Here is a 19,244-nt window from a genome sequence, read left to right as displayed (position 1 = left end):
ACTGCAGGGGGGACCCTGTGGGAGAGTAGGACGCCGCCGAACTAATTGTAGAGAAACCCCCGTACCGGGAAACCGGTACGGGGGTTTTCTGCGTTTAGGGTCTAGTCATGCGCTACGACCTGGTGATCTTCGACAACGACGGCGTCCTCGTGGACAGCGAGCCGATCTCCAACACGATCCTGGCTGCCTATCTCACCGAGCTCGGGCACCCAACCTCGTACGAGGAGTCCCTCAGGGACTACATGGGGTCGGCCATGCACCGCATTCACGAGCTCGTCCAGGAGCGCAGCGGCAAGCGGCTGCCGGACGACTTCGACGACGTCTTCCACGGGCGCGTCTTCGCGGCTTTTGAGCGGGAGTTGGAGCCCGTTCCCGGTGCCGTGCAGGTCCTTGAGAAGCTGTCCGCGGACGGGGTGCCGTACTGCGTGGCCTCTTCCGGGAGTCATGAGCGGATTCGGGTGGGGCACCGGAAGACCGGGCTGGACCGGTGGTTCGACGAGGGCCGCGTCTTCAGTTCGCAGGACGTGGGGCGCGGCAAGCCGGCGCCGGATCTGTTTCTGCATGCGGCCGAGCGGATGGGCGTACCGGCTCACAAGTGTGTCGTCGTGGAGGACAGTCCGCTCGGCGTGCGGGCGGCGAACGCTGCCGGGATGGATGTGTACGGATTCACGGCCATGACGCCCGCGGCCAGGCTCACCGGGGTCACTCAACTCTTCTCCGACATGGGGGAGTTGGCCGACCTGCTCGTATGACGGCGTCCATCGCCCGGCACTGACATTTGTCATGGCGAGCTCCGGACGATCGTTTCTGTTGGCGGACGGGGTCCGACCGCGAAGCTGAGTACATCGAAACGGGACGTACACAGTGACGACGGAGGGACCCGATCATGAGCATCACGGCCACCGAGAGCAGCGTCGAAGCGCCTGCCGATACGACCACGGCTTCCGCCGCCATGGGCGGCGGGAGCGCCGTCCGGCAGAGCTTCCTCCCGCTGATTCTGGACGTGGCGGTGCCGATGGGGTCGTACTACCTCCTCAAGAGCGCGTTCGGGATGAGCACCATGGCGGCGCTGGGATGGAGCAGCGTGGTGCCGGCGGTGCGGACCGTGTGGGGCGTGGTGAAGGAGCGGACGTTCCACGGACTGGCCGCGCTGATCCTCTTCGTCAACGTCGTCGGGCTGCTGCTCAGCCTGGTCGCCGGTGACCCGCGGCTGATGCTGGCCAAGGACAGCGGGGTCAGCAGTGTGGTCGGTATCGGCATCCTGGTCTCCGTGATGCTGGGGAAGCCGATGATGACGACGGCGCTCAAGCCGTTCATCACCAAGGGCGACGCCGTGAAGACCGCTGCCTGGGAGCGGCTGCTCAGCGGCTCCGAGCGGTTCCGGAAGTTCGAGCGGACCTTCTCCCTCGTCTGGGGCGTGGCCCTGTTCGGCGAGTGCCTGGTCCGGATCGTGGGCGCGTACACGCTGCCGATCGACACCATGGTCTGGCTGGGCACGGTCATCATGGTCGCCACGATCGCCCTGGCCATTCTCTTCAGCGGTGGCCTCGCGGCCGGTCCGATGGAGAAGATGCTGGAAGACGAGCTCGCCGACCTGGCTCGGTAGGACCGTCCACCGTCCAGCCGTAGAGCTGAGCAAAATTCATCTTCGGCTTGATCTACCCACCGGTAAGCCAGGGCCCTACGCTCGCCGCCATGACAGATGTGCTGCGGCGCGGTAGGGCCTCTTTGGCGTTCAGCTTCTTCGCTCAGGGCGCCACCTTCGCGCTGCTTGTGACGCGCATTCCGGCCATCCAGGACCGGTACGGGGTCTCCGACGCGCTGCTGCCCGCCTTCCTGGCCGCCGTGCCGATCCTCGCCGGCGTCGGAAGCGTGACGACAGAGCAGCTGGTCAAGCGAATACGGCCGAGCCGCCTGCTGCGCTGGTCCCAGCCCGTCGTGCTCCTGGCGCTGCTCGGGGTCGGGGCGGGGGACCAGCTGGTCGAACTGGCGGTGGCCCTCGGCGCCTTCGGGCTGGCGGTGGGCGCGCTCGACGCCTCGATGAACATGCTCGGGGTGAGTCTGCAGCGGACGTACGGGCGCAGCATCATGCTCGGCTTCCACGCCGCGTACAGCCTCGGCGGGATCGTGGGCGCCTCGCTCGCGTGGGCGGGGGCGCACTGGCATCTGTCGTTGTTCGTGTCCTACCTGCCGGTGGTCCTCCTGCTGCTGCCGGCCACGTTCGTCGGGAGTCGGTGGTACGTCGACGGGGGCGCCCCCGACGCGAAGGAGGCGGCCGGGGCCGGGCCGGTCGTCTTCAAGCTGCTGCTGCCGCTCTGTCTGGTGATGACGTTCGCGTACATCGGAGACTCGACGGTCTCCAACTGGAGCGCGAAGTATCTGCAGGACGTGCTGGGCAGCTCGGAGCAGCTGGCGACCGTTCCGTACAACGTGTACATGGTGATGACTCTGGTGGGGCGCGCCGTCGGGGACCTGGGGGTACGGCGGTTCGGGGCCGTGGCCGTCGTACGGCTGGGGGCGGTGGTCGCGGCGCTCGGGTTCGCGGTGGTGGCGGTGGCGCCGGGAGCGTGGGTGGGGATGCTCGGGTTCACGCTGCTGGGCCTGGGGCTGTGCGTGATCGTGCCGCAGACCTTCGCGGCGGCGGGGCGGCTCTTCCCGGGTTCGTCCGACACGGCGATCGCGCGGCTCAACATCTTCAACTACGTGGGGTTCTTGATCGGATCGCCGTTGGTGGGTGCGCTGGGGGACGCCTGGAGCTACCGCGGCGCGATGCTCGTACCGATGGTGCTCGTCCTGGTGACCTTGGGGTACGCCCGGTCGTTCGCTCCTGAACCAAACCGATACGGTGACGGACATGAGCGGCCGCGCACAGCTGATGTGGGACGAGGCAGTAACGGGCTATGACTTCGGTCCGGAGCACCCGATGGATCCGGTCCGGCTCGCGCTGACCCGGCGACTGGTCGACGCTTTCGGGCTCGACCGTGAGGTCGACGTGGTCGCGGCGAAGCCCGCCGGGGAGTCGACGCTGCGGCTCGTGCACCGCGAGGACTACGTGGAGGCGGTCAGGGCCGCGTCCGCCGATCCGGATTCCGCCGACCCGTCGTATGGGCTCGGAACCATGGACGATCCCGCCTTCGCGGGGATGCACGAGGTGTCCGCGCTCATCGCCGGGCAGTCCGTGGGGGCCGCCGAAGCGGTGTGGCACGGGGACGCGCTGCACGCGGTGAACTTCGCGGGCGGGCTGCACCACGCGATGCCCGGTGGGGCGTCCGGGTTCTGCATCTACAACGACGCCTCGCTGGCGATCGCACGGCTGCTCGAACTGGGCGCGGAGCGGGTCGCGTATGTGGATGTGGATGTGCACCACGGGGACGGGGTCCAGGCGGCCTTCTGGGAGGACCCCCGGGTTCTGACGATCTCGCTGCACGAGCATCCGCGGACGCTGTTTCCGCAGACCGGGTGGCCTGAGGAGACCGGCGCCGACAGCGCGGAGGGCTCCGCCGTCAATGTCGCCCTGCCCGCCGGGACCGGTGACGCGGGGTGGCTGCGCGCCTTCCACTCGGTGGTGCCCGAGCTCGTCGCCGATTTCCGGCCGCAGGTCCTCGTCACCCAGCACGGTGCCGACACCCACTTCGAGGACCCGCTGGCGCATCTCGCGGTCTCGCTAGACGCGCAGCGGGCCGTGCAGGTGGCTTGTCACGAACTGGCGCACGAGTACGCGGACGGGCGGTGGGTCGCCCTCGGTGGTGGAGGGTACGCCGTGGTGGACGTCGTACCGCGGTCCTGGACGCATCTCGTCGCCATCGCGGCGGGGCGGCCCATCGATCCCGAGACGGTGATTCCGGAGAGCTGGCGGCAGGAAGTCTTCGCCCGTACACGGCAGTTGGCGCCGGTGCGGATGACGGACGGGCGGTGGCCCGTGTCCTGGAAGGACTGGGAGTCGGGGTACGACCCGGCGGACCGCCTCGATCAGGCGATCGTGGCGACGCGCCGGGCCGCGTACCCGCTGCGGGGGCTTCTGCCGTAGGCCGCTGCGAGGATTTCTTCCGTAGGCCGCTGCGGGGGGCCACGGCCGAACAACACTGCGGGGACGACGGCCGAAGAACACTGCGGGGGACCACGGCCGAGGAACACTGCGGGCGGGGCCTACTGCCGTAGACCCTCGGTCGACGAGGTCAGTAGCACAGGCTCGTCTCCGAGTTGTAGTAGATGTCGATCGAGCCGCTCCACGTCATGCACTCGCCCGCCTTCGGGTGGTCCTTGTACACGGGACCCGCGTACGTGGTGAACGATCCGTAGTCCCGGGCCGGGTTGCCGCTGGTGGGGTCCGTGTCGAGGGTGACCTCCATGAACATCCGGGCGCCCGGGTTGTTGCGGACCGTCACGGCGCAGAACCCCTGGTTCCCGACGTTGTACGTGACGTACGTGGTGCCGATAGCGCTGGTCGGCGAGGACTTGATCGGCGTGGACGCGGTGACCCGGTAGCCGGCGCCGCAGGCGCCGTTGTATGCGGCCGTGGTGACGGCGGATGCCGGAGTGGTCGCGGCGAGGGTGCCGCCGAGGGCCAGGACGGCGAGCGCGGCGGCGGTTGTCGTACGACGGGACGGCTTCATGGTGTTCCCCCTGTGATGACAGCGATGACAGCGATGTCTGTAGTGGCTGTGATGTCTGTGGTGACTGTGACTACCGTGCTGAATGTGCTGAATGTGCTGAATGTGGTGAGTGTGGTGAGTGTTGATCACTGTGCTGACTGCACCGACGGTCAACTGGCGCTTGCCGCACACGTGTTGTGAGACCAGGGGGTCCCGGCATTGGTTGTGGGGCCATTTGTCACTGTTCTGTCATCGGCGTCACGCCGATGCGATGGCACCTCGCGGCATCCCGGGATACCCATTAGGCCAACTGTGCGGCATTTTCCGTGTTTTGGGCGTATGGCGGTGGCCGATGCGCCAGCATCGCTGACGTGTTGAGCACCGGAGCATTGCGTGCACACCTTCTGGCCGCCCGGTTGGCCGGGCCCGTGGCCACCTCGCGCGAAGAGAGCCTGCGCAGCTATCGGCTCTTCGCCGCCCGTGATCCCCGCGTACTGCTCGGGCTTGATCCCGAATGGACCTGGCGGCAGCGGGACTTGATCGAGTTGATGGCTGACAAGTGCGGGGTTTCGGCCGATCCGTTGCACACATCAGGGCATGATGTGATCGATCCTGAGCTGACCTTGGCGGCTCTCGACGCCTTTGCGGAGCGGATCGGCGAAGCCGCCCGTAACCGTGACCCCGTGCTCCTCGGCACCGGTCATCCGCATCGACTGATCGGTTTCTACGCCGCGCTGGCGGACGCGCTGTCGGCGGCGGGGTGTACCGTCCTCACCCCCGCGCAGGGTAGCTGTGTCGACATAACGACCCGGTTCGGCCTACGCACGTACAACCTTGACTACGTACAAGGTGTCGCGCTGGTGCGCGAACCCGTCGGGCAGGCCACCGGTCGTGCGACCGGCGCACACACCCACTCACCCCTCCCGGTTCGGACCGCTCTGGCCGCCGCCGCGGAGTCCGGCGGGCCGCTCCCGGAGCTCGTCATCGGGGACCACGGATGGGTCTGCGGAGCAGGTCAGCTGGGGTTCGAGGCCATAGGGCTGGCGGATACGGACGATCCTGCGCTCTTCGTGGGAGAGGCGGAGGGACGGGTGTCCGTCGTCGTTCCACTTGATGACGCTGTGCGGTCTGATTACTACCGACCGCTTACTCGCTATGTACTCAATCGAGCGTGTCTGTCACAGTAGGCGGCCGATGGCAGCTCCTCTTCCCCACTCGCATCACCCGCCCCTACTCTGGGGAGTGAGCACGCAACGACGAAGTGTCACCGGAAGGGGAAGCCGGTGGCCGTCGAGTGCGGAAGGTTCAGGTGTGTCATGGCTGCAGCTGGCGAGAGGCCTCTGAACGAGGTTCAGTTCCTGACCGTGGCGGAAGTCGCCTCGGTGATGCGAGTGTCGAAGATGACCGTGTACCGCTTGGTGCACAGCGGTCATCTGCCGGCGATCCGGGTGGGGAGGTCCTTCCGGGTGCCGGAGCAAGCGGTTCACGAGTACCTCCGCGAGAGCTATGTGGGGGTGGAGACAGCCTGACGGTGTTCCGGGAGAGCGGTTCAAGATCTCCCGGAACCCCTCGATTACGACCTCGGCGCTCGGACGGGTAGGCTGGCCCCTCATAGGTCGTGTGGGCCCATGCAGCCCAGCACCGAGTAAAGAGAAGTGAGCGAGGGTAGTCGTGGGCTCTGTTATCAAGAAGCGGCGCAAGCGGATGGCGAAGAAGAAGCACCGCAAGCTGCTCAAGCGCACTCGCGTTCAGCGTCGCAACAAGAAGTAAGCGGCGCCGCAGAAGCGCGTACTGTGGCCCCCCACCAGTCGGTGGGGGGCCACAGTCGTATCCGGGGCGACGTCCGAGATCATGGCCGAGTCCGGGGTCGGATCGTTTCCGGCCATGCGAACACTGGGCGTACGCCTGTAGGCCGAATGGCTTGGTCTGGTCGTACGTCTGTGGGTGTCGTCACTTCGTGCATCGGGCGGTCATCACAGCGCAACATCAACCCGCTAAGTTGGCGGCACACGGGGAACGCGGCAGTGTGCGAGCGGAGCTACGTCCAGTTCTGGAAGGAAGGCGCTGATCTTGGGGAAGGTCGTGCTCGTGACCGGGGTGGCCCGACAACTTGGGGGCCGGTTCGTACGACGCATCCAGCGTGACCCGGAGGTGGACCGGGTGATTGCCGTGGACGCGGTGCCACCCGAGCACCATCTGGGCGGTGCCGATTTCGTCCAGGCCGACATCCGGCAGCCCACCATCGCGCGGGTGCTCGCCGAGCACTCCGTCGACACGGTCGTTCACATGGATGTGACGGGCACGGCGCTGGGCAGCGGCAGCCGGACCACGGTCAAGGAGACCAACGTCATCGGCACCATGCAGTTGCTGGGTGCCTGCCAGAAGTCCCCGACGGTCAAGCGGCTCGTCGTGAAGTCCAGTACGAACGTCTACGGCTCCGCGCCCCGAGACCCCGCCGTCTTCACCGAGACCACTCCGCCCAAGTCGCTGCCCAGCGGCGGCTTCGCGAAGGACACGGTGGAGGTCGAGGGTTACGTACGCGGCTTCGCGCGGCGCAGGCCCGACGTCGCCGTGTGTGTGCTGCGGTTCGCGAACATCCTGGGGCCGAGCGCGGACTCGCCGCTGGCCTCGTACTTCTCACTGCCCGTGCTGCCGACCGTGTTCGGCTACGACCCCCGGCTGCAGTTCGTGCACGAGGACGACGTCATCGAGGTGCTGCGGATCGCCTCGCACGAACCGGAGCGCGGGACACTCAACAGCGGGACGTTCAACATCGCCGGAGACGGCGTCCTGCTGCTCTCCCAGTGCGCGCGGCGCCTGGGCCGTCCGACCGTGCCGCTGCTGCTGCCCGCGCTCAGCTGGGCGGGCACGGCGGTGCGTACCCTGGGCGTGACGGACTTCTCGCCGGAGCAGCTGCGGCTGCTGACGCACGGTCGGATCGTGTCCACGAACCAGATGCGCGAGACGCTGGGGTACAAGCCGAAGTACAGGACGGCGGAGACCTTCGCGGACTTCGCCCGCAGCCGGGGGCCCGGACTCCTGCCCCCCGAGGCCCTTGCGGGGGCCGTCGACCGGATCGCCGCGCTGCCCTACCTGGGCGGCGGCCACCCCCCGACGCAGAGCGCCAACTGAGGAGCGCATCAACGATGGCGGACGCCAAGGTCATTCCGTTCGACGACGACCGGTCGCGCGGGGGTGCTGTGCAGCGCCCGCCGCGGCGACGGAGTGCGGGGAGCCGGCGCAAGGGCGATCCCGTGGTGGTACGTGAGGTACAGCCCCTGCCCGGGCGGGCCGTCCAGCAGGATGATGTTCCCGTGACGCGTGAGGAACAGCCGCCCCAGAAGCCGCAGGAGAGCCCGGGCGGCGGCCTGGAGCGGCGTATCGCCGGCGGCCTGGCCTTCCTGCGCCGACGCCTGACGGGCGACTACGAGATCGACGACTTCGGCTACGACGCCGAGCTCACCGACCAGGTCCTGATGTCCCTGATCCGGCCGCTGTACGAGAAGTACTTCCGCGTCGAGGTGAAGGGCATCGAGAACATCCCGTCCGAGGGCGGGGCACTGATCGTCGCCAACCACTCCGGGACGCTGCCGCTGGACGGCCTGATGATGCAGGTCGCCGTCCACGACAACCACCCGGCGGGCCGTCATCTGCGCCTCCTCGCCGCCGACCTGGTCTTCATGCTGCCGATCGTCAACGAGCTGGCTCGCAAGGCCGGTCACACGCTTGCCTGCGCGGAGGACGCCGAACGGCTCTTGGAGCGCGGCGAACTGGTCGGCGTGATGCCCGAGGGCTTCAAGGGCATCGGCAAGCCGTTCAGCGAGCGCTACAAACTCCAGCGCTTCGGCCGCGGCGGCTTCGTCTCCACCGCGCTGCGCCAGGGCACCCCGATCATCCCGTGCTCGATCGTCGGCGCGGAGGAGATCTACCCGATGATCGGCAACGCGAAGACCCTCGCGCGCCTTCTCGGCTTCCCGTACTTCCCGATCACCCCGACCTTCCCGTGGCTCGGCCCGCTCGGTGCCGTCCCGCTCCCCACGAAGTGGACGATCCAGTTCGGCGAGCCGATCCCCACGGACGGTTATCCGCCGGAGGCGGCCGAGGACCCGATGCTGATGTTCAACCTGACGGACCAGGTCAGGGAGCAGATCCAGCACACGCTGTACAAGCTGCTGGTGCAGCGCAGGTCGGTGTTCTTCTGATCATGCCTATACGTTTCTTCTGAGCATGCCGGTACGACGGTGGGGGCGCCCTTCTCGAGAAGGGCGCCCCCACCGTCGTACCGGAGTCGAGTCGCTAGTTGCTGTCCTCGCTGTCGATGCCCAGCCCCGGCAGGAGGCCGGGCAGCAGGGGCGGCAGTGTGACGTCGGGCTGACCGGCCGACGCGCTCTTGCTGCTGGACGGGGACGAGCTGGTGGCGTCCTTGGGCGGGTCCAGGAGACCGCCCGTGGTGCCTCCGAGCAGACCGCCGCTGCTGCCCGAGCTGGAGGGCTTGGGCTTGCCGCTGCTGTGGCTGCCGGTGGAGGAGCTGCTGGTGGCGCTGGGCGCCGAACCGTTCGTACCGGACGTGCCGGCGGACTCCTCGCTCCTGCCCCGATGGCGGCCGGTGCCCTCCGTGGAGGGGGACGGCGGGAGCAGCGAGCGCAGCGGGCCGACCTCTTCGTCTATGGCGTCGAAGACCGACGACACCTGGTCACTGACGTCGCCGAGCTGCACGGGCAGCCGGTCGCGCAGCGCGCCCCAGGCCTCGCGATGCGACTGGGAGAAGGCGGACAGGGCCTGGATGGGGCCCAGTGAGCCGTCCCGTTCGTACGCCTCGTGCAGCAGGCGGTGGCCCTCCGAGGCGTCGTGCTGCATGCCCGACAGGGTACGGCGGATCTCGCCCAGGGACTCGTGGTCGAGCTGCCCCGAGCGGCCGCGCTCCATCAGCCGACGCGCCTCGCTCAGCCGGGTCGAGGCCTGGTCGAGGTAGAGCTCGCCCCGGTCACTGTTGCCGTGGGCCAGGCCCAGTTTGATGTCCTCCATGCCTCGCTTGAGCCCGTAGAGCGAGTCACCGGGCAGGGCGTCGGAGCTGGCAGCGGCCACGCCGCCGAAGGCTCCCGCGGCCACACCCACGGTGAGCCCGCCCGCGGCGAGGCCCTTCGACAGCCGGGACCGCGGTCGCAGTTTGCCCAGCCCACTCGCCCGGTGCGCGCCCCTGGCCCGATGGGACCGTTGCTCGGGGACCGCAGGGTCCAAACCATCGCCTCCGGCGGCGGTGCCCTCCAGCAGCATGGCCTCCATCGCGGCGACGAGCTGCGCTCGCTGCACGACCTTGACCTCGGGGTCCAGCTCCGGCTTGGGCAGCTCGCCGAGACCGGTGGCGAGGGCCAACAGCAGGCCCCGCTCGGTCTGTTCCGACGCAGCCTGGGACGGTGCCGATCCATCGGGCTGCTCGGCCGCCGTGCCCTGGTCGGACTGCTCCTCCAGGGCCTGGGCGAAGGCGTTCGCCCGCCGGTGTGCCGATACGTTCGCGATCACTGGCGGCACCTCCTCTCGTCATGACGGTCGACTCCCCAGGGGGTCCTGAGGGTTGCACTCCCTGACCAGATCCACACGATCGAGTGATCGGTGCTGGCCAGGGCGTGACCACAGGGAGCCTGTATCCCGCACAACGAGCGTCGCGGCACTTGGGTTACGGACGACGGATGATCGGACCGCGAAGTCAACGGACTTTTACAGAAGGTGAGTTGAGCGTCGCCGAGCGTATGGAGTCGTACGGGGATCGTGCGCGTTATGGACGTTTCTCAACGGGTGCTCAGCGGGTGCTCAGCGGGCGTCGTCCGGAAGGAGCCGGGCGAGGGTGCGCACGGCCCGGTACTGGAGGGTCTTGATGGCGCCCTCGTTCTTACCCATCACGCGGGCGGTCTCGGCGACCGAGAGCCCCTGGAGGAACCGGAGCGTCACGCACTCCTGCTGCTGGGGATTGAGCCGCCGAACGGCGTCCAGCAGCGCCGCGTTCGACAGGGACTCCAGGACGGAGTCCTCGGGGGAGCGCTCGACCTCGTTGGCGTCGAGCATCTCCCCGGTCGTCACCTCCAGCCGGAAGCGGCTGGACTTGAAATGATCCGCGACGAGATTGCGGGCGATGGTGACCAGCCAGGCGCCGAAGTCGCGGCCCTGCCAGGTGAAGGTGCCGATCCGTCGCAACGCCCGCAGAAAGGTCTCACTCGTCAGGTCCTCCGCGGTCGCCTTACCCCCCACCCGGTAATAGATGTACCGATAGACCGTGTCGCTGTACTGGTCGTAGAGACGTCCGAAGGCGTCGGCCTCGCCGGCCTGAGCGCGCTCCACGAGGTCCATCATCCGGGCGCTGTCACTGTCTGCGGCCGGGCGGCGTGCGGTGGTGGTTGAGCCCGAGCGGCCCCGTCTGCCGACCGCCGCGTTGCCGTCGGCCAGGGCGTAGCAGGGGCCGACGGGCGCGGGGACGGCGAAGGCGGGGACGGCGTACGCGGTGGGGACGAAGCCGCGCAGACGGTCCAGGACCGTTGCGCGCAGCGTAGCCAGGCCCGAGGCGTCAACCCCGACGTGTGAGTACACGGGACTCCCAGAGGCAGAGCTTCCATCACGTGCAGTGCGGGACCGTTCACCCGTCGTAGCGACGGAGGGGTACCGGTTTGCGTCTGAGGAGAATAACGCTTCGTACAGGCAGCGCTACACCCAGTTGCTCAAATCGTCGATTACGTCGCTTCCGTTACTGATTGACGCCTCTTCAAGTACCGGACAGTGACCGATTGTTGATCGAATTAGTCCGTGTTCCGTTTGAGTGCGGGGCGTGTTGTGGCCGTCTGTGGTTATCGGGACTGGCGGGGGCGTTGGGCGGGTAGGACCCCGTGATTGCCTCCGCCTCACCGCTCCGGCCGAGCTCCAAGCGGTATTCGCCCCCTCCGCCCCTACCCGACCCGTACCTGAGGGCTCCGCCCCCAGACCCCCGTATCGGCCTTGACGGCCACGTCCTCAAACGCCGGACGGGCTGAGGACTTGCCGACCGGGGTGGAGGGGGCAGACGGGGCAGGTGGGACGCACGCGCAGTCGCGGACGCACGTTCCCACGAACCCGCAGCTGCGACGCACGCATCGACGGAGTTGGGCCGCCACGGACCCGCAGTCGCCCGTGCACGCCCCATGGAGCCGCAGTTGCGGGCACGCTCCCCACGGACCCGCAGGTGCCCATGCAACTCCCATGGAGCTGCCGTTGCGGACGCACGCCCCCACGCACCCGCACTCGCTCATGCACGTCTCATGGGGCTGCCATTGCGGACGTACGCCCCCACGCACCCGCAGTCGCCAGACCACGGAAGGGGCCGTGCCGGTACATCACATGCCCCGTCGCTTACGTGGTTGCCAACAGGCAGAGCCATGAAAGCCAAGCGATCTGCCACCGGCGACGGGGCGGATGTACCGGCACGGCCCCGACCCACCCACCGGCGGAAAGGCGGAACCACCCACCGGCGGAAAGGCGGAACCACCCACCGGCGGAACGAGGAAACACCCACCGACGGAACGGCGAAACCACCCACCGGCGGAAAGCGAGGAGCGCGGCGTCAGCGGCGCCTGCGGTGCAGGGCGATCGCGGCCGCCGTGCCGCCCGCCACCGCGCCGACCCCGGCCGCCGCCGGAATGCCGACCTTCGCGGCCTTGCGCGCCTTGCGGTAGTCGCGCAGGCGCCACTCGAAGGTGCGGGCGTGCTTGCGGAGCTTCGTGTCGGGGTTGATGGCGTAGGGGTGGCCGACCAGCGAGAGCATCGGGATGTCGTTGTGGGAGTCGCTGTACGCCGCGCAGCGGGAGAGATCCAGCCCCTCCGCCGCGGCCAGCGCACGCACCGCCTCCGCCTTCGCCGGCCCGTGCAACGGTTCGCCCACCAGCTTGCCCGTGTAGACGCCGTCCACCGACTCCGCGACCGTGCCGAGGGCTCCGGTCAGGCCCAGGCGGCGGGCGATCACCGTGGCGATCTCGACCGGGGCCGCCGTGACCAGCCACACCTTCTGGCCCGCATCGAGATGCGCCTGCGCCAACGCCCGTGTACCCGGCCAGATCCGCTCGGCCATGTACTCGTCGTAGATCTCCTCGCCGATCGACATCAGCTCCGAGACCCGATGCCCCTTGACGATCGACAGCGCGGAGTCGCGCGCGTCCTGCATGTGCTCGGGGTCCTCGACCCCGGCCAGCCTGAACCACGCCTGCTGCCAGGCGAATCGGGCGAGGTCGCGCGTCTCGAAGAACTTCCGCTTGTACAGGCCTCGGCCGAAGTGGAAGAGGGCAGCACCTTGCATCACGGTGTTGTCGAGATCGAAGAACGCGGCGGCCTTGTCGTCGCCGAGCACCGGGAAATCCGGTTCCTCGACGGAGACATCCGGCGCGGCTTCGTTCGCGAGATCCTCCAGTTCCTGCGAGGACTTGCGCGCTGCCTCCGCCGAGGCCTCGCCTGCCAACACGCTCCGCGCGGTGGCGGAGCGCCTACGGGGAGTGAGCCATCCGAGAGCGGCCATGTCGTGAGCATAGCCAGTCTGTTCGGCGCTTCCGGAGTCGAGAGGATTCGGCGCTGTGAACTCTCCGCGACCGAGCCGTTAAAGATGCGATCCGGACGGCGCGTCGGGCCAGTACGAGGGCGGGTTGTCGCGTTAAGAGCCGACGGAGGTCCCGTGCGGCGCGGTGGCGCGAGAATGGCCGGTATGAGTTCCATGTTCCGGCGCGGTGGGCGTCGTACCGAGAAGAAGGCTCCGGGCGAGCGGCTGGTCACGCTGATCAGGAAGCCCGGGTGCCACCTGTGCGATGACGCACAGGAAGTGATCGAGAAGGTGTGTGGTGATCTCGGGGTGCCCTGGGAGCACAAGGACATCACTCAGGACGAGGAACTGCACCGCGAGTACTGGGAACAGATCCCGGTCGTGCTGGTGGACGGCGCCCAGCACACCTTCTGGCGCGTGAACGAGGAACGCCTTCGCAAAGCCCTCACACAGTGAAATCCGTGAGGGGAACGCTCATCGTGGCCCTGATGTGACCTGACTGAGTAGTCCAAGTGGTCCGGATAGTCGCCTAGGATCGACGGCGATTGGTCTCGGGGGCGGGATTCGTTGAGGAGAGTGTGCGGCTTTGCCCCCTTCAGGTGCGGAACGAAGCTGTCCGTGCGCCGGTTCCATACGCGCGCGCCGGGCATGCGTGACCCCGGTCACGTTGGCCGGGCAAATCGGACACCATCTTTGTGCACGCGTTCACAAAGACATAGCCTGCATTCGACGGGGCGGTCTAGGTACGTGTGACCGCCTGCAGCCCCGCTCTACCCGCAGGAGCACCGTGGCAACTGGCCGAACTCACCGACCGGCGACCCGCAGCCGAGGGATTCCCGAGGCCACCGTCGCCCGGCTTCCGCTGTACCTCCGAGCCCTCACCGCATTGTCGGAGCGCTCGGTACCCACGGTCTCCTCCGAGGAGCTCGCGGCCGCGGCGGGGGTCAATTCCGCGAAGCTGCGCAAGGATTTCTCCTACCTCGGCTCCTACGGGACGCGTGGTGTGGGGTACGACGTCGAGTATCTCGTGTACCAGATCTCCCGCGAACTGGGCCTGACCCAGGACTGGCCGGTTGTGATCGTCGGTATCGGTAATCTCGGCGCCGCGCTGGCCAATTACGGAGGGTTCGCGTCCCGTGGTTTCCGGGTCGCCGCGCTGATCGACGCCGATCCCGAGATGGCCGGCAAGCAGGTCGCCGGGATCGCCGTGCAGCACAGCGACGGCCTGGAGAAGATCATCGACGAGAGCGGCGTGTCCATCGGGGTCATCACCACCCCGCCGGGCGTCGCCCAGCAGGTCTGCGACCGCCTGGTCGCCGCCGGGGTCACCTCCATCCTCAACTTCGCGCCGACCGTGCTGTCCGTCCCGGACGGCGTCGACGTACGCAAGGTCGATCTCTCCATCGAGCTGCAGATCCTCGCCTTCCACGAGCAGCGCAAGGCCGGCGAGGAGGCCGAGGCCCAGGCGGGCGCCGCGGTCCAGGCCGCCCAGGAGAACAACCGCAAAGGGCCTGACGGGGACGTCCCCGCCGTGATGCCGGCATGAGTCTCCTCGTCGTCGGGCTGAGCCACCGCAGCGCTCCGGTCAGTGTCCTGGAGCGGGCCGCGCTGTCCGCGGACGCCCAGGTCAAGCTGTTGCAGGACACGGTCGCCGCCGAGCCGGCCACCGAGGCCGCGGTGCTCGCCACCTGCAACCGCATCGAGCTGTACGCCGACGTGGACAAGTTCCACGCGGGCGTCGCCGAGCTGTCCACGCTGCTCGCCCAGCACAGCGGGGTCGGGCTCGAAGAGCTCACTCCTTACTTGTACGTGCACTACGAGGACCGGGCGGTCCACCACCTCTTCTCGGTGGCCTGCGGGCTCGACTCGATGGTCGTGGGCGAGGGCCAGGTCCTCGGCCAGATCAAGGACGCGCTCGCCACCACCCAGGAGCTGCACACGGCGGGCCGCCTGCTGAACGACCTGTTCCAGCAGGCGCTGCGGGTCGGCAAGCGCGCCCACTCCGAGACCGGCATCGACCGCGCAGGGCAGTCCCTGGTGACCTTCGGCCTGGAGCAGCTGTCCTCGGGCGCCGCCGTCGACGCCTGGGTCGCGGGCAAGCGGGCCCTGGTCATCGGCGCCGGCTCCATGTCGTCCCTGGCCGCCGCGACGCTCGCGCGCGCAGGGGTCGCCGAGATCGTCATCGCCAACCGCACGCTCGACCGCGCGGAGCGCCTCGCCCTCCTGCTCGAAGAGCAATACGGACAACGCCTCACCGACGGCGACGGCACGGACGTGCTGGCCCGCGCGGTACCGATGGACTCGGTACCGGTCGAGCTGACACGTGCCGACATCGCTGTCTCCTGCACCGGCGCCACGGGACTCGTCCTGACGGCCGAGTCCGTCGCGGCCGCCGTCGAGGGACGCACGGGGGAGCCCGCGGCCGCGGGCGCCGACTCCGGCCGTACGGCGTCGCCCGCGGCCGTACCCCAGAACGCTCAGCTCGCGCCCACGAGCGTCGGCACCGAAGAGGGCTGCCCTCTCGACCTGTCCGCCGTGCAGGGCACGGCCGGCTTCTCGGTGCTCGGTGAGGCGGCCGTGGCCGGCATGGCCGCGGCGGAGCTGGAACAGCACGCGGCGTGGGTGGACAAGGGCGACGCGGCGGGCCGCGCGCAGCGCCCGGCCGCGGGTTCCGCCACCGTGCTCGACCCGGAGGCCGACGCGGACGCCATCGCGGCGCTCGCGGCCGCGGCCGCCACCGTCGGGCGCGTCCCCGAGCGCCGCAGGCCCGAGCCCGTCGTCGAGGCCCCGCGGCCCGCGCCCGTGCTCGCGCTGCTCGACCTCGCGATGCCCCGCGACATCGACGCGGCCGTGCACCGGCTGCTCGGGGTGCGGCTCGTCGACATCGAGTCGCTGGCCGAGGCGTCCGCCGACGCGCCGATGGCCGCCGATGTGGACCAGGTGCGCAGGATCGTCTCCGACGAGGTCGCCGCCTTCAGCGCCGCCCTGCGGGCCGCGCACATCACCCCCACCGTCGTCGCGCTGCGCACCATGGCCGCCGACCTCGTCGCGAGCGAGATCGCGCGGCTCGACGGACGGCTGCCCGACCTCGACGACAAGCAGCGGGGCGAGATCACCCAGACCGTGCGGCGCGTCGTGGACAAGCTGCTGCACGCGCCGACCGTACGGGTCAAGCAGCTGGCCGCCGAGCCCGGCGGTGCCGGGTACGCGGACGCGCTGCGCACCCTGTTCGACCTGGACCCCGAGACGGTCGCCTCCGTCTCGCGGGCCGAGAACAACACCGAGAACGCCAAGAACCGAGGGCGAGCATGAGTGAGCACCCACTGAGGCTGGGGACCAGGCGCAGCAAACTCGCCATGGCCCAGTCCGGGCAGGTGGCGGACGCCGTGAGCCGGGTGACCGGACGGCCCGTCGAGCTCGTTGAGATCACGACGTACGGGGACACCTCCCGCGAGAACCTCGCGCAGATCGGCGGCACGGGTGTCTTCGTGACCGCGCTGCGCGACGCGCTGCTGCGCGGCGAGGTCGACTTCGCGGTGCATTCGCTGAAGGACCTGCCGACCGCGCAGCCCGACGACCTCGCGCTGGCCGCCGTACCGGAGCGCGAGGACCCGCGTGACGTGCTCGTCGCCCGCGACGGACTCGCCTTCGCCCAGCTTCCCGACGGTGCGCGCATCGGCACCGGTTCGCCGCGCCGCATGGCCCAGCTGAACGCGTATGCGCGCAATCACGGGATGACGATCGAGACGGTCGCGATCCGGGGGAACGTCGACACCCGGATCGGATACGTACGCAGCGGGGAGCTCGACGCCGTCGTGCTCGCCGCCGCCGGACTCAGCCGGATCGGCCGCATCGACGAGGTGACCGACTTCCTGTCGGTCGACACCGTTTTGCCCGCCCCCGGCCAGGGGGCCCTCGCGATCGAGTGTGCCGCGGACAACGCGGACCTCATCGCCGCGCTCGGAGAGCTCGACGACCCGTTCACCCGGGTCGCCGTGACCGCCGAGCGATCTCTGCTGGCCGCCCTGGAGGCCGGCTGCAGCGCACCCGTGGGTGCGCTCGCCGACCTGCTGGCCGACGGGCAGATTGTCAAGGAAATGCGCCTGCGCGGCGTCGTCGGCACGACCGACGGCTCGACGCTGGTGCAGTTGTCCACCACCGGTCCCGTGCCCGAGACGTACGACCAAGCAATGGCGCTCGGCCGTGAACTCGCCGCCGAGATGCTTGCCAAGGGCGCGGCCGGTCTGATGGGGGAGCGAGCACTTTGAGCCCCACCAACCTTCCCGCCGGTCCGGAGCACGGGCACGTCACCTTCCTCGGTGCCGGACCCGGAGATCCAGGACTACTGACACTGCGCGCCGTCGAGGCGCTGGCGAACGCGGACGTCCTCGTCGCCGAGCACGAGGTGCTCGACGTGGTCCGTGTGCATGCCAGACAAGGCGTCGCCGTCCTGAACACGGATCCGGACACTTCTTCGGACCCGTACTTGGGCACAGGCACGCCTCAGCTGACGGTTGTTGACGGCACGTCAACAACAGTTGGTGACCCCGCGTCGAGGGACGCCGCCAATCTTGTCATGGAGGCCGCGCGGGGCGGCAAGCGGGTCGTACGTGCGGTGTCCGGGGACCCGGGACTTGATACGTACGCCGCCGAGGAAATGCTCGCCTGCGCCGCCGCGGGTGTTCCGTTCGAGGTGGTGCCCGGTATCGCGGCCGCCGTCGGTGTGCCCGCGTACGCGGGTGTGCCGCTGCGTGACGCGCAGGGCGCGGACGTGCGGTTCGTCGACGCGCGGACGGCCTCCGACCGGTGCTGGACCGAGGTCGGGGCGTCGGACGGCACGGTCGTGGTGTCCGCGACGCTCGACTCGGTGGCTTCGGCCGCGGGTGAGCTGGTCGCGGCCGGGCGCAAGCCCGACACCCCGATGACAGTGACGATCGCGGGTACGACCACGCGCCAGCGCACCTGGGCGGCCACCCTCGGCACCATCGCGCAGACGCTGAAGCAGGCGAAGGTGCTGCCGTCCCCGGACGGCGGCCGACCGGTGATAGCCGTGGTCGGTGAGCGTTCCGCAGCCGCCCAGCGCGACCAGTTGTCGTGGTTCGAGTCCAAGCCGCTGTTCGGCTGGAAGGTGCTCGTGCCGCGTACGAAGGAGCAGGCGGCTTCGCTCTCCGACCAGCTGCGGTCGTACGGGGCCGTGCCGCACGAGGTGCCGACGATCGCCGTCGAACCGCCGCGCACGCCCCAGCAGATGGAGCGCGCGGTCAAGGGACTCGTCACCGGCCGGTACGAGTGGATCGCCTTCACCTCGGTGAACGCGGTCAAGGCCGTGCGGGAGAAGTTCGAGGAGTACGGGCTCGATGCCCGTGCGTTTGCCGGGATCAAGGTCGCGGCGGTGGGGGAGCAGACGGCGAAGGCGCTGGTCGCCTTCGGCGTGAAGCCGGACCTCGTCCCTTCGGGGGAGCAGTCGGCCGCCGGTCTTCTCGAGGACTGGCCGCCGTACGACCCCGTCTTCGACCCGATCGACCGGGTGTTCCTGCCGCGTGCCGACATCGCCACGGAGACGTTGGTCGCCGGGCTCATCGAGCTGGGCTGGGAGGTCGACGACGTCACGGCCTACCGGACCGTGCGTGCCTCGCCGCCGCCGGCGGAGACGCGGGAGGCGATCAAGGGGGGCGGTTTCGACGCCGTGCTCTTCACGTCGTCGTCGACTGTGCGGAACCTGGTGGGTATCGCCGGAAAGCCGCACAACGTGACGGTGATCGCGTGTATCGGGCCCGCCACCGCGAAGACCGCCGAGGAGCATGGGCTGCGGGTGGATGTCATGGCTCCGGAGCCTTCTGTGCACAAGTTGGCCGAGGCGTTGGCGGACTTCGGGCTTCGGCGGCGGGCTGCCGCGGTGGAGGCGGGGGATCCTGTGACCCGGCCCAGTGAGCGCAGGCCGGGGTCCCGGCGGCGCCGGACCACTTAGCGCCCGTGGGGGCTGGGGTGGGGTGGTTTTCGCCCCCTCCGCCCCTGCCCATCCCGTACCAGCCTTTCGGCTGCGGACCGGTGGGGGGTTTTGGGGTGTGGGGGGGGAGATCTTACCCGGTAGTGCGGGGGAGGCGGAA

Annotated in this window: 19 protein-coding genes; 15 read left to right on the top strand and 4 right to left on the bottom strand. The window is 69.2% G+C overall.

Translation table 11 applies throughout. The features are described from left to right. The first annotated feature begins 107 nt into the window (after nt 1-107). From ACZ4RZ_RS31780 to ACZ4RZ_RS31765, 4 genes are all read left to right on the top strand, one after another. Entirely contained in the window at nt 108-752 is a 645-nt protein-coding gene (locus ACZ4RZ_RS31780; protein WP_467749789.1) for an HAD family hydrolase, read from the top strand. A 200-nt stretch (nt 753-952) separates the two neighbouring features. After that, nucleotides 953-1,606 (top strand): VC0807 family protein, encoded by a 654-nt coding sequence (locus tag ACZ4RZ_RS31775; protein WP_467749815.1) that lies wholly within the window; start codon nt 953-955, stop codon nt 1,604-1,606. An 89-nt stretch (nt 1,607-1,695) separates the two neighbouring features. Further along, a complete protein-coding gene (locus ACZ4RZ_RS31770; RefSeq protein ID WP_467749787.1) occupies nt 1,696-2,904 on the top strand; it encodes an MFS transporter in 1,209 nt (402 codons plus the stop codon). Then, on the top strand, nt 2,855-4,027 hold the full coding sequence (locus ACZ4RZ_RS31765) for an acetoin utilization protein AcuC (RefSeq protein ID WP_467749786.1): 1,173 nt from the start codon (nt 2,855-2,857) through the stop codon (nt 4,025-4,027). Before ACZ4RZ_RS31770 ends, ACZ4RZ_RS31765 begins: the two co-directional genes overlap by 50 nt. Before the next feature lie 148 nt (nt 4,028-4,175). Here the strand turns inward: ACZ4RZ_RS31765 and ACZ4RZ_RS31760 are convergent, their stop codons facing one another. Further along, on the bottom strand, nt 4,176-4,613 hold the full coding sequence (locus tag ACZ4RZ_RS31760) for a hypothetical protein (protein WP_467749784.1): 438 nt from the start codon (nt 4,611-4,613) through the stop codon (nt 4,176-4,178). Nucleotides 4,614-4,628: 15 nt separating this feature from the next. On the opposite strand from ACZ4RZ_RS31760, the gene ACZ4RZ_RS31755 reads away from it, so the two are divergent. From ACZ4RZ_RS31755 to ACZ4RZ_RS31730, 6 genes are all read left to right on the top strand, one after another. After that, nucleotides 4,629-4,793, top strand: a complete 165-nt coding sequence (locus tag ACZ4RZ_RS31755; protein WP_467749783.1) for a hypothetical protein — start codon at nt 4,629-4,631, stop codon at nt 4,791-4,793. Nucleotides 4,794-4,963: 170 nt separating this feature from the next. Continuing rightward, nucleotides 4,964-5,779 carry a phosphatase gene (locus ACZ4RZ_RS31750; protein WP_467749782.1) on the top strand — a complete coding sequence of 272 codons (816 nt, stop codon included), beginning with the start codon at nt 4,964-4,966 and terminating at the stop codon, nt 5,777-5,779. Nucleotides 5,780-5,908: 129 nt separating this feature from the next. Next, nucleotides 5,909-6,121: a helix-turn-helix domain-containing protein gene (locus ACZ4RZ_RS31745; RefSeq protein WP_004984898.1), complete on the top strand. Its 213-nt coding sequence runs from the start codon at nt 5,909-5,911 to the stop codon at nt 6,119-6,121. A 142-nt stretch (nt 6,122-6,263) separates the two neighbouring features. Next, nucleotides 6,264-6,362 (top strand): 30S ribosomal protein bS22, encoded by a 99-nt coding sequence (locus ACZ4RZ_RS31740; RefSeq protein ID WP_003948845.1) that lies wholly within the window; start codon nt 6,264-6,266, stop codon nt 6,360-6,362. Between the two features lie 300 nt (nt 6,363-6,662). Then, the gene (locus ACZ4RZ_RS31735) at nt 6,663-7,724 is read left to right on the top strand and encodes an NAD-dependent epimerase/dehydratase family protein (RefSeq protein ID WP_467749780.1); all 1,062 of its coding nucleotides are present in this window, start codon (nt 6,663-6,665) and stop codon (nt 7,722-7,724) included. A gap of 14 nt (nt 7,725-7,738) precedes the next feature. Continuing rightward, a complete protein-coding gene (locus ACZ4RZ_RS31730; RefSeq protein ID WP_467749778.1) occupies nt 7,739-8,794 on the top strand; it encodes a lysophospholipid acyltransferase family protein in 1,056 nt (351 codons plus the stop codon). 94 nt (nt 8,795-8,888) lie between these two features. On the opposite strand, the gene ACZ4RZ_RS31725 is transcribed toward ACZ4RZ_RS31730, so the two are convergent. The 3 genes from ACZ4RZ_RS31725 to ACZ4RZ_RS31715 all read right to left on the bottom strand — a co-directional run bounded on the left by ACZ4RZ_RS31725 (nt 8,889) and on the right by ACZ4RZ_RS31715 (nt 13,119). After that, entirely contained in the window at nt 8,889-10,112 is a 1,224-nt protein-coding gene (locus ACZ4RZ_RS31725) for a DUF5667 domain-containing protein (RefSeq protein WP_467749777.1), read from the bottom strand. Nucleotides 10,113-10,400: 288 nt separating this feature from the next. Then, nucleotides 10,401-11,171, bottom strand: coding sequence for an ECF subfamily RNA polymerase sigma factor, BldN family (locus tag ACZ4RZ_RS31720; RefSeq protein ID WP_189190642.1), 771 nt, complete (start codon nt 11,169-11,171; stop codon nt 10,401-10,403). Between the two features lie 1,003 nt (nt 11,172-12,174). Beyond that, on the bottom strand, nt 12,175-13,119 hold the full coding sequence (locus ACZ4RZ_RS31715; RefSeq protein WP_467749776.1) for an HAD family hydrolase: 945 nt from the start codon (nt 13,117-13,119) through the stop codon (nt 12,175-12,177). A gap of 174 nt (nt 13,120-13,293) precedes the next feature. Between ACZ4RZ_RS31715 and ACZ4RZ_RS31710 the strand changes: the two genes are divergently transcribed. The 5 genes from ACZ4RZ_RS31710 to ACZ4RZ_RS31690 all read left to right on the top strand — a co-directional run bounded on the left by ACZ4RZ_RS31710 (nt 13,294) and on the right by ACZ4RZ_RS31690 (nt 19,105). Continuing rightward, on the top strand, nt 13,294-13,593 hold the full coding sequence (locus tag ACZ4RZ_RS31710; protein WP_467749774.1) for a glutaredoxin family protein: 300 nt from the start codon (nt 13,294-13,296) through the stop codon (nt 13,591-13,593). Between the two features lie 331 nt (nt 13,594-13,924). Beyond that, entirely contained in the window at nt 13,925-14,683 is a 759-nt protein-coding gene (locus ACZ4RZ_RS31705) for a redox-sensing transcriptional repressor Rex (RefSeq protein WP_467749773.1), read from the top strand. After that, nucleotides 14,680-16,449, top strand: a complete 1,770-nt coding sequence (locus ACZ4RZ_RS31700; protein ID WP_467749771.1) for a glutamyl-tRNA reductase — start codon at nt 14,680-14,682, stop codon at nt 16,447-16,449. The genes ACZ4RZ_RS31705 and ACZ4RZ_RS31700 overlap by 4 nt, the downstream gene beginning before the upstream one ends. Then, the gene (gene hemC / locus ACZ4RZ_RS31695; RefSeq protein WP_467749769.1) at nt 16,446-17,405 is read left to right on the top strand and encodes a hydroxymethylbilane synthase; all 960 of its coding nucleotides are present in this window, start codon (nt 16,446-16,448) and stop codon (nt 17,403-17,405) included. Before ACZ4RZ_RS31700 ends, hemC begins: the two co-directional genes overlap by 4 nt. After that, a complete protein-coding gene (locus ACZ4RZ_RS31690) occupies nt 17,402-19,105 on the top strand; it encodes a bifunctional uroporphyrinogen-III C-methyltransferase/uroporphyrinogen-III synthase (protein WP_467749768.1) in 1,704 nt (567 codons plus the stop codon). The genes hemC and ACZ4RZ_RS31690 overlap by 4 nt, the downstream gene beginning before the upstream one ends. The last annotated feature ends 139 nt before the right edge of the window (nt 19,106-19,244 follow it).

This window comes from Streptomyces sp. NPDC027189, assembly GCF_055566975.1.
Note: the sequence above shows the minus strand (reverse complement) of the source record. Positions and strands in the feature narration are given on the sequence as shown.

What these genes read in the sequence shown, in the direction of transcription:
- ACZ4RZ_RS31780 (WP_467749789.1), top strand. Translation starts at nt 108, where the DNA reads ATGCGCTACGACCTGGTGATCTTCGACAACGACGGCGTCCTCGTGGAC.
- ACZ4RZ_RS31775 (WP_467749815.1), top strand. Translation starts at nt 953, where the DNA reads ATGGGCGGCGGGAGCGCCGTCCGGCAGAGCTTCCTCCCGCTGATTCTG.
- ACZ4RZ_RS31770 (WP_467749787.1), top strand. Translation starts at nt 1,696, where the DNA reads ATGACAGATGTGCTGCGGCGCGGTAGGGCCTCTTTGGCGTTCAGCTTC.
- ACZ4RZ_RS31765 (WP_467749786.1), top strand. Translation starts at nt 2,855, where the DNA reads ATGAGCGGCCGCGCACAGCTGATGTGGGACGAGGCAGTAACGGGCTAT.
- ACZ4RZ_RS31760 (WP_467749784.1), bottom strand. Translation starts at nt 4,613, where the DNA reads ATGAAGCCGTCCCGTCGTACGACAACCGCCGCCGCGCTCGCCGTCCTG.
- ACZ4RZ_RS31755 (WP_467749783.1), top strand. Translation starts at nt 4,629, where the DNA reads ATGACAGCGATGACAGCGATGTCTGTAGTGGCTGTGATGTCTGTGGTG.
- ACZ4RZ_RS31745 (WP_004984898.1), top strand. Translation starts at nt 5,909, where the DNA reads ATGGCTGCAGCTGGCGAGAGGCCTCTGAACGAGGTTCAGTTCCTGACC.
- ACZ4RZ_RS31730 (WP_467749778.1), top strand. Translation starts at nt 7,739, where the DNA reads ATGGCGGACGCCAAGGTCATTCCGTTCGACGACGACCGGTCGCGCGGG.
- ACZ4RZ_RS31715 (WP_467749776.1), bottom strand. Translation starts at nt 13,119, where the DNA reads ATGGCCGCTCTCGGATGGCTCACTCCCCGTAGGCGCTCCGCCACCGCG.
- ACZ4RZ_RS31710 (WP_467749774.1), top strand. Translation starts at nt 13,294, where the DNA reads ATGGCCGGTATGAGTTCCATGTTCCGGCGCGGTGGGCGTCGTACCGAG.
- ACZ4RZ_RS31700 (WP_467749771.1), top strand. Translation starts at nt 14,680, where the DNA reads ATGAGTCTCCTCGTCGTCGGGCTGAGCCACCGCAGCGCTCCGGTCAGT.
- hemC (WP_467749769.1), top strand. Translation starts at nt 16,446, where the DNA reads ATGAGTGAGCACCCACTGAGGCTGGGGACCAGGCGCAGCAAACTCGCC.